Below are 7,594 nucleotides of genomic sequence, written 5' to 3'. Positions count from 1 at the left end.
CCTCGCGCCATCAGAGATGTGTATAAGAGACAGACCTCGTGGTGATGGGCACTCGCGGCCGGACGGGGATCGAGCGGTACCTCCTCGGCAGCGTCACGGAGAAGGTGGTGCGCCTGTCGGACGCGCCCGTCGTGACGGTTCGCGCGGACGAGCCGGAGTGAGGCCGCGGGGCCGCCGACCGCGGGGTCACCGGGCCGCGAGACCGACCGCGTCGCCCGCACCGACGATTTTTGCCTCCGGATCGAGTACTCGCTTCCGTGAGCGACGCCGACGCACCCTCCATCCCCGATTCGGAGCGCGAGGCCCTCCTCGACCGCGTGAACAGCCAGAGCGCCACGGTCGGCGCGAGCGTCCCCGACGAGATCGAGATCGACGGGAATCCCGTCGACCTCTCCGCGTTCATCGTCGAGACCCGGAAGGTCGACGCCGTGCCGCCGGCGACGGACCGGAAGGTCACGGCGGCGAGGGAGCGGCTCCGCACCGAGCGAGAGCGGCGCGTCGAGCGGCTGGAGACCGCGGCCCTCAACCGCGAGACGGCCGAGTCGATCGCCGAGGAGGTGATCGGGATCGACCGCGCGCTGAACGCGTTAGAAGGGATCCGCCGCCCCGGCTTCGCCGACGAACACCACGCAGACTCGCTGGAGAGCCACGAGCGCTGGCTCGCGTTCGTCGACCAGGTGCGGTGACGGCGCGCCCTTCCGAAACCCTTACTCGCCGCCCGCGTGGTACGTTCGGGTATGAGCGACACCGCAGCGTCCGACGACGGCGCGGCCGCCGTCGACGCCGAAGAGGTCAGACACGTCGCCGATCTCGCGCGGGTGCGGCTCGCCGACGACGAGGTCGACGAGTTCGCGGCGCAGTTCGGCGACATCCTGGAGTACTTCGAGGCGCTCGACGAGGTCCCCGAGACGGAGCGGGAGGAGGAGCTGGTCAACGTGATGCGCCCCGACGAGATCGAGGAGGGGCTCTCGCAGGAGGAGGCGCTCGCGAACGCCGAGGAGACGGAGGACGGCTTCTTCGTCGGGCCGAAGGTGTCGTAGATGGCGGCCGACATCAACGCCTTCGTGACGGAGGCGACGATCGAGGGCGACGCGGACGCCGACGGACCGCTCGCGGACGCGACCGTCGCGGTGAAGGACAACATCTCCACCGAGGGGATCCGGACGACCTGCGGCTCCGAGATGCTGGCCGACTACGTGCCGCCGTACTCCGCGACCGTCGTCGACCGCCTCACCGAGGCGGGCGCGACGGTGGTCGGCAAGACGAACATGGACGAGTTCGGGATGGGGACGACGACGGAGACCTCCGCGTTCGGCCCCACGCGGAACCCCGTCGACACCGACCGCGTGCCGGGCGGCTCCTCCGGCGGCTCCGCGGCCGCGGTCGCCGCGGGCGAGGCCGACGTGGCGCTCGGCTCAGACACCGGCGGCTCGGTGCGCTGTCCGGCCGCGTTCTGCGGCGTCGTCGGGATCAAGCCCACCTACGGGCTGGTCTCCCGGTACGGGCTCATCGCGTACGCGAACTCGCTCGAACAGATCGGCCCGATCGCGGGCACCGTCGAGGAGGCGGCCGCCGCGCTCGACGTCATCGCCGGCGACGACCCCCACGACGGGACCACGCGCGACCTGAGCGAGGTTACAGGCGCGGACCCGTCGGCGAGCTACGCCGCGGCCGCCGACGGCGACGTGGACGGGATGACCGTCGGCGTCCCCACGGAGCTGTTCGAGGGCGCGGACGAGCGCGTCGTCGAGACGGTCGAGGCGGCGATCGCCGACCTCGAAGCGCGGGGCGCGGAGACGACCGAGATATCGCTGCCCTCGGTCGAACACGCCGTCCAGGCGTACTACGTCATCGCGATGGCGGAGGCCTCCTCGAACCTCGCGCGCTTCGACGGCGTGCGGTACGGCCACCGGGGCGAGTCGGACGGCAACTGGAACGAGTCGTTCGCGGAGACGCGCGAGGAGGGGTTCGGCGCGGAAGTCAAACGCCGGATCCTGCTCGGCACGTACGCGCTCTCGGCGGGTTACCACGACAAGTACTACGAGAAGGCGCAGGACGCCCGCGCGTGGGTCCGCCAAGACTTCGAGGCGGCGTTCGAGGACGTGGACGTGATCGCCTCGCCGACGATGCCGGTCCTCCCGTTCGAGCTCGGCGAGAGCCTCGACGACCCGCTGCGGATGTACCTCGCCGACGCGAACACGACGCCGGCCAACCTCGCGAACCTCCCCGCGATATCGGTGCCCGCGGGCGAGGCGGACGGCCTCCCCGTCGGGCTGCAGCTCGTCGGCCCGAAGTTCGGCGAGGAGACGATCGTTCGCGCCGCGAGCGCGGTCGAGGAGCGATGAGCCTCACGGACGAGGAGCGCGAGCGGCTCGCCGACGTGGTCCGCCTCCAGCCGACGAAGAACGGCGAGCTACAGGACGCCTGGGAGATGGAGAGCGGCAGCGAGGTCCACGGCTACCTCGAAGACCACCTGAAGGAGCACTACTACCGCGACGACGACAGCCTGATCCGCACGACCGCGGAGGCGAACGACCTCGTCGACGTCGAGCCGGGCGTCGAACCGGACGCGGTCGCGAAGGGCGGCGTGCCGGAGACGATCAGCGTCCCCGAACTGGAGGCGCGAGTGGTCGAGGTGCTCGCCGGCCCGGACGAGCGCTCGCAGTCGGTCGTCAGCGTGCTCAACGCGCTCCGGGAGGCGTACGACGACGACCCCGAGGTCGACGCGGTGCGGCGCGCGCTCCGCAGCCTCGAACGCAAGAACGTCGTCGAGGTCGTCTACCGGACCGTGCCGACGTTCCGGCTGGCGGTCGCGCGCGACGAGATCACGGTCGAGGTCAGCGAGTAGGCGACCGTCGGCGGCGGTCGACCCCCGACACGACTTTGTACCGCGCCGGAGACGGTTCGGCCGATGGCCGCCGACGAGACCCTCCGCGAGCGGTTCCGCCGCAACGCCAGCGGTATCGCCGCGACGCCGGTGACCGGGATCTGGCTCGCCGCCCTCCTCGCCGACTTCGGCTGGTGGCTCCCCTTCATGCTGTTCGGCTACGTCGTCATCGTCCCCGTCGTCTCCATGCTGTTCGACGAGGACGAGGAGACGGTCGAGGTCGACACCGAGACGGGGTCGGTCCGCGTGGAACGCGGGCAGTCGGCTTCGGAGTCCGGAGCCGGCGACACGGCGGACGCCCTCGAACGGCTGCGGACCCGGTACGCCGAGGGCGACCTCACCGACGAGCAGTTCGAGCGGAAGCTCGACCGGCTCTTGGCGACCGAGACGCCGGAGGACGCCGCCGAGTGGACCGAGCGGAACCGGGAGGCGGAACGCGACCGCGGTACGCTCCGGGACCCCGAGGTCGAACGCGAGCGCTGATCGCGGAAGGGCGAAGCGCCGCGTCGGCGGGCCGACTCCCGGGACCGCGGCGCGGCCGAACCTCAAGCTTCAATGCGCGCGGCCGACTCCACCGCGTATGAGCGATCAGGAGCTCCGAAAAGAGGCGCACGACCTCGACGTCACCGTCTGGGTCGGCAAGAAGGGCATTGACTCGGTCGTCGACGAACTGGCCGACCAGCTCGACGACCGCAAGCTGGTGAAGGTGAAGTTCCTGCGGGCGGCCCGCGGCGGAACCTCGACCGATGAGCTGGCCGAGGAACTGGCCGACGCCGTCGACGCCGAGCTGGTCGAGACGCGCGGGAACACGGCGGTGCTCCACTGATGGCGACCCCGGCGGTCGCGGCCGGGACCGCTCCAACGGCTCCGGTCGCCGACGCGTTGGAGCCGTTCCTCGGGCCGTTCGCCGGGCTCGTCGTCTCGGCGGCGATATTCCTCGCGGTGCTCGTCGCCGTCTACCTGCTCAACCGCGCCCTCGTCGCGCCGCTCGTCGGCCGCGTCTTCGACAGGCAGGGGCTCGACGAGCACGCGCGCCGCCCGCTACGGAAGATCGTCACCTTCCTCGTGCTGTTCGCGGGCGTGACCGTCGCGTTCGGAGCGGCGGGCTACAGCGGGTTCCTCCGCTCGCTGGCGACGGTCGCGGCCGCGGCGACGCTCGCGGTCGGGTTCGCCCTCCAGGACGTGATCAAGAACTTCGTCGCCGGCGTGTTCATCTACACGGACAGGCCGTTCCGCATCGGCGACTGGATCGAGTGGCAGGGGAACTCCGGCGTCGTCGAGGACATCTCCTTCCGCGTCACGCGCGTCCGGACGTTCGACAACGAACTGCTCACGGTGCCGAACAACGTGCTCACGGGCGACGTGATCAAGAACCCGGTCGCGAAGAAGACGCTGCGCCTGAAGTTCGTCTTCGGCATCGACTACGACGACGACGTCGAGCGCGCGACGGAGATCATCGTCGAGGAGGCGGAGAAGAACGAGGCCATTCTGGACGACCCCGCGCCCTCGGTCCGGCTGACCGAACTCGCGGACTCGTACGTCGGGCTCCAGTCGCGGATCTGGATCGACGACCCCTCGCGTGCGGACTTCGTGAAGACCCGCGCCGACTACGTGAAGGCGGTCAAGGCGCGGTTCGACGCGGAGGGGATCTCGATCCCCTTCCCGCAGCGGACCGTGTCGGGCCGGGACGCGTGGTCCGAGCCGTCGTCGTTCGGTGGGCCGGGCGAGCCCGAACCCGGCACAGATTCGTAGCGGGCCCTGCGACCCGGGCGGCGGCTCGTAGCGCGTCCCCCGCGAGTCCGGCGGCGCGATAGTAACGAACTTGAGGGTCGGGTAACTCGTTGTGCCCATGCATGTGGTCGTCATCGGGGCCGGCGAGGTCGGCACGAGCATCGCCGCGAGCCTCGCGTCGGACCACGAGGTCGTCGTCGTCGACGTCGACCCCGACCGGGCGGAACAGCTCAAGTACGAACTCGACGTGCTGACCATCGGCGGGGACGGGACCACCTCCGAGATCCAGACGGCGGCCGACGTCGGCCGCGCGGACATGGTCATCGCCTGTACCGACGACGATCAGACGAACCTCGTCGCCTGCGGCACCGCGAAGACGCTCGGCGACGGGTTCACGATCGCCCGGGTGAAAAGCACCGACTTCCTCCGCACCTGGGAGGGCAACGAGGGCGCGTTCGGCGTCGACTTCATGGTGTGTACCGACCTCCTGACCGCGGAGAACATCGTCCGGGTCATCGGGCTCCCGGCGGCCGTCGACGTGGACCCGTTCGCCGGGGGGCTGGTCCAGATGGCGGAGTTCGAGATCGCGGCCGACAGCCCCGTCGCCGGACAGACGGTCTCGGAGGCGGACCGCTTCGAGTCGCTCACGTTCGTCGGGCTCTTCCGCGACGGCGAGATGATCATCCCGCGCGGCGACACCGACATCGGTGTCGGCGACCGCGCGGTGGTGATCGGCAGCCCCGAGAGCGTCCAGTCGTTCGCGACCGACGTCGCGCCCGAGACGACACCGGACCGGGCGGACGAGATCGTCGTCGTCGGCGGCAGCGAGATCGGGTATCAGACGGCCAGACTGCTCGAGGAGCGCGACTTCAAGCCGCGGCTGATAGAACAGGACCCCGACCGCGCCCGGTGGCTCGCAGAGAACCTCCCGAACACCGTCGTGATGGAGCACGACGCGACCGACACCGAGTTCCTCACGCGCGAGCACGTCGACGAGGCCGACATCGTCGTCACCGCGCTCCGGTCCGACGAGAAGAACCTGCTCATCTCCGTGCTCGCGAAGCGGCTCGGCGTCGACCGCGTGATCGCCGTCGTCGACAGCCCGGACTACGTCACCGTCTTCGAGGAGATCGGCATCGACATCGCGATCAACCCCCGCACCGTCACCGCCGAGGAGATCACGCGGTTCACCTACGAGAGCGTCGCCGAGAACATCGCCGTGCTGGAAAACGACCAGGCCGAGGTCCTCGAACTCGAACTCACGGAGGGGTGCGGACTCGTCGGGCGACCGATCTCGGAGATCGTCGCGGAAAGCGACGTGCGGTTCGTCATCGGCGCGATCACGCGCAACCACGAACTGGTCACTCCCCGCGGAGACACCGTGCTTCAGGCCGGAGACCACGTGATACTGCTCGTGGAGTCCGACTCGGTGAACGACATCGCCTCCATGGCGTGACCGACCCGTGAACGCCACGATCCGGGTCGGCTGGCGCGCGAGCGTGGGGCTCACCGGAGACGTCCTCGCGGCCCTGTCCGTTCCTCTGGCCTTTCCGCTGCTCGTCGCCGTCTACTACGGCGAGTCCTCGCTGCCGTTCCTCGCGGCAATCGCGGTCTCGCTCGCGCTCGGCGCGGCGTTCCGGTCGGCACAGGACCCCGAGGTGAACCTCGGTCCGCGCGAGGCGTTCCTCGCGGTCGCGCTGATCTGGTTCCTCGTCGCCGCGGTGGGGGCGATCCCGTTCGTGGTCGCGGGCGTCGGGACGATAGCGCACCCGATCAACGCCATGTTCGAGTCGATGAGCGGACTGACGACCACGGGCGCGACCGTCCTCCGGGACTTCTCGCTCCACACCCGGTCCGTGCTGATGTGGCGGCAGGTGATCCAGTGGCTCGGGGGGCTCGGCATCCTGATCCTCGCGACCGCGGTGCTCTCCGAGCTCGGCGTCGGCGGCGCGCAGCTGATGGAGTCGGAGTCACAGACCCAAGACGTCAACAAGCTCACGCCGAAGATATCGCAGACGGCGCAGCTCATCTGGGGGATCTACGTCGGGCTCACCGCGGTCGCGGTCGTCGTCTACTTCGGACTCGGACTCGCCGTCGACCCGCAGATGGACCTGTACAACGCGGTCGCGCACGCGTTCACGTCGGTCGCGACGGCCGGCTTCTCGCCGGAGCCGCTGTCGGTCGGCGCGTTCCACCCCCTCATCCAGTGGGCGGTCGTCCCGTTCATGGTGATCGGGTCGACCAGCTTCGTCCTCATCTACTTCGCCATCAACGGCGAGCCGATGCGGCTCCTCCGCAACGAGGAGTTCCACTTCTACCTCGGCGCGATGGGGACGCTCGCGTCCGTCGTCGCGCTCGGCCTGTTCCTCGATCCCAGCATCACCCTCGGAGCTGAGGCGACGATACGCCACGCCGTGTTCAACGTCGCCTCCATCGTGACGACGACCGGGTACGCCAGCACCGACTACGTCCAGTGGGCCCCCGCGGCGAAACACATGCTGTTCATGGGGATGTTCATCGGCGGGATGGTCGGCTCGACCACCTGCTCGATCAAGTCGCTGCGGTGGCTGGTCGCGTTGAAGTCGTTCAAACGGAACCTCTACACCTCGATCCACCCCGAGTCGGTGCGCCCGGTCCGCGTCTCGGGGAAGTCGGTCGACGAGGGCGCGATCCGCGACATCTACGCCTACCTCCTCCTCAGCATCGTGATCTTCTTCCTGCTCGCCGTGGTCATCGTCGTCGACGCCGAGCGGGCGGACCTCCGCGTGGACGAGTTCGAGGCGCTCGGGGCGGCCGCGACGACGTTCCTCAACATCGGCCCCGCGTTCGGCGACGCGGGCCCCTACGGCACGTTCGCGACGTTCCCGCTCAGCACCCGCGCCGTGATGGTGGTCCTGATGTGGATCGGCCGGATCGAGATCATCCCGGTGCTCGTGCTGTTCACGAAGTCGTTCTGGACGTCGTGACGCCGGGTCC

Annotated in this window: 9 protein-coding genes and 1 pseudogene; all 10 read left to right on the top strand. The window is 69.7% G+C overall.

The window, feature by feature from the left end:
- Positions 1-26: 26 nt before the first annotated feature.
- A pseudogene (locus C472_RS16240) lies at positions 27-161 on the top strand (universal stress protein); the annotation flags it as partial.
- 96 nt (positions 162-257) lie between these two features.
- Positions 258-686, top strand: a complete 429-nt coding sequence (locus C472_RS05100) for a DUF5788 family protein (protein ID WP_006628736.1) — start codon at positions 258-260, stop codon at positions 684-686.
- A 51-nt stretch (positions 687-737) separates the two neighbouring features.
- Positions 738-1,040, top strand: a complete 303-nt coding sequence (gatC, locus tag C472_RS05095; protein ID WP_006628735.1) for an Asp-tRNA(Asn)/Glu-tRNA(Gln) amidotransferase subunit GatC — start codon at positions 738-740, stop codon at positions 1,038-1,040.
- Complete coding sequence (gene gatA, locus C472_RS05090; protein ID WP_006628734.1) at positions 1,041-2,345, top strand: Asp-tRNA(Asn)/Glu-tRNA(Gln) amidotransferase subunit GatA; 1,305 nt, start codon at positions 1,041-1,043, stop codon at positions 2,343-2,345.
- A complete protein-coding gene (locus C472_RS05085) occupies positions 2,342-2,848 on the top strand; it encodes a DUF5797 family protein (RefSeq protein ID WP_006628733.1) in 507 nt (168 codons plus the stop codon). Before gatA ends, C472_RS05085 begins: the two co-directional genes overlap by 4 nt.
- A 63-nt stretch (positions 2,849-2,911) precedes the next feature.
- Entirely contained in the window at positions 2,912-3,370 is a 459-nt protein-coding gene (locus tag C472_RS05080; protein WP_006628732.1) for an SHOCT domain-containing protein, read from the top strand.
- 97 nt (positions 3,371-3,467) lie between these two features.
- Complete coding sequence (locus C472_RS05075) at positions 3,468-3,713, top strand: YhbY family RNA-binding protein (RefSeq protein ID WP_006628731.1); 246 nt, start codon at positions 3,468-3,470, stop codon at positions 3,711-3,713.
- Positions 3,713-4,639: a mechanosensitive ion channel family protein gene (locus tag C472_RS05070; protein WP_006628730.1), complete on the top strand. Its 927-nt coding sequence runs from the start codon at positions 3,713-3,715 to the stop codon at positions 4,637-4,639. The genes C472_RS05075 and C472_RS05070 overlap by 1 nt, the downstream gene beginning before the upstream one ends.
- 97 nt (positions 4,640-4,736) lie before the next feature.
- On the top strand, positions 4,737-6,074 hold the full coding sequence (gene trkA / locus C472_RS05065) for a Trk system potassium transporter TrkA (protein ID WP_006628729.1): 1,338 nt from the start codon (positions 4,737-4,739) through the stop codon (positions 6,072-6,074).
- Between the two features lie 7 nt (positions 6,075-6,081).
- Complete coding sequence (locus C472_RS05060) at positions 6,082-7,584, top strand: TrkH family potassium uptake protein (protein ID WP_006628728.1); 1,503 nt, start codon at positions 6,082-6,084, stop codon at positions 7,582-7,584.
- Positions 7,585-7,594 lie beyond the last annotated feature (10 nt).

Origin of the sequence: Halorubrum tebenquichense DSM 14210 (assembly GCF_000337415.1) — an archaeon.
Taxonomy (GTDB): domain Archaea; phylum Halobacteriota; class Halobacteria; order Halobacteriales; family Haloferacaceae; genus Halorubrum; species Halorubrum tebenquichense.
Note: the sequence above shows the minus strand (reverse complement) of the source record. Positions and strands in the feature narration are given on the sequence as shown.

What these genes read in the sequence shown, in the direction of transcription:
- gatC (WP_006628735.1), top strand. Translation starts at nt 738, where the DNA reads ATGAGCGACACCGCAGCGTCCGACGACGGCGCGGCCGCCGTCGACGCC.
- gatA (WP_006628734.1), top strand. Translation starts at nt 1,041, where the DNA reads ATGGCGGCCGACATCAACGCCTTCGTGACGGAGGCGACGATCGAGGGC.
- C472_RS05085 (WP_006628733.1), top strand. Translation starts at nt 2,342, where the DNA reads ATGAGCCTCACGGACGAGGAGCGCGAGCGGCTCGCCGACGTGGTCCGC.
- C472_RS05080 (WP_006628732.1), top strand. Translation starts at nt 2,912, where the DNA reads ATGGCCGCCGACGAGACCCTCCGCGAGCGGTTCCGCCGCAACGCCAGC.
- C472_RS05075 (WP_006628731.1), top strand. Translation starts at nt 3,468, where the DNA reads ATGAGCGATCAGGAGCTCCGAAAAGAGGCGCACGACCTCGACGTCACC.
- C472_RS05070 (WP_006628730.1), top strand. Translation starts at nt 3,713, where the DNA reads ATGGCGACCCCGGCGGTCGCGGCCGGGACCGCTCCAACGGCTCCGGTC.
- trkA (WP_006628729.1), top strand. Translation starts at nt 4,737, where the DNA reads ATGCATGTGGTCGTCATCGGGGCCGGCGAGGTCGGCACGAGCATCGCC.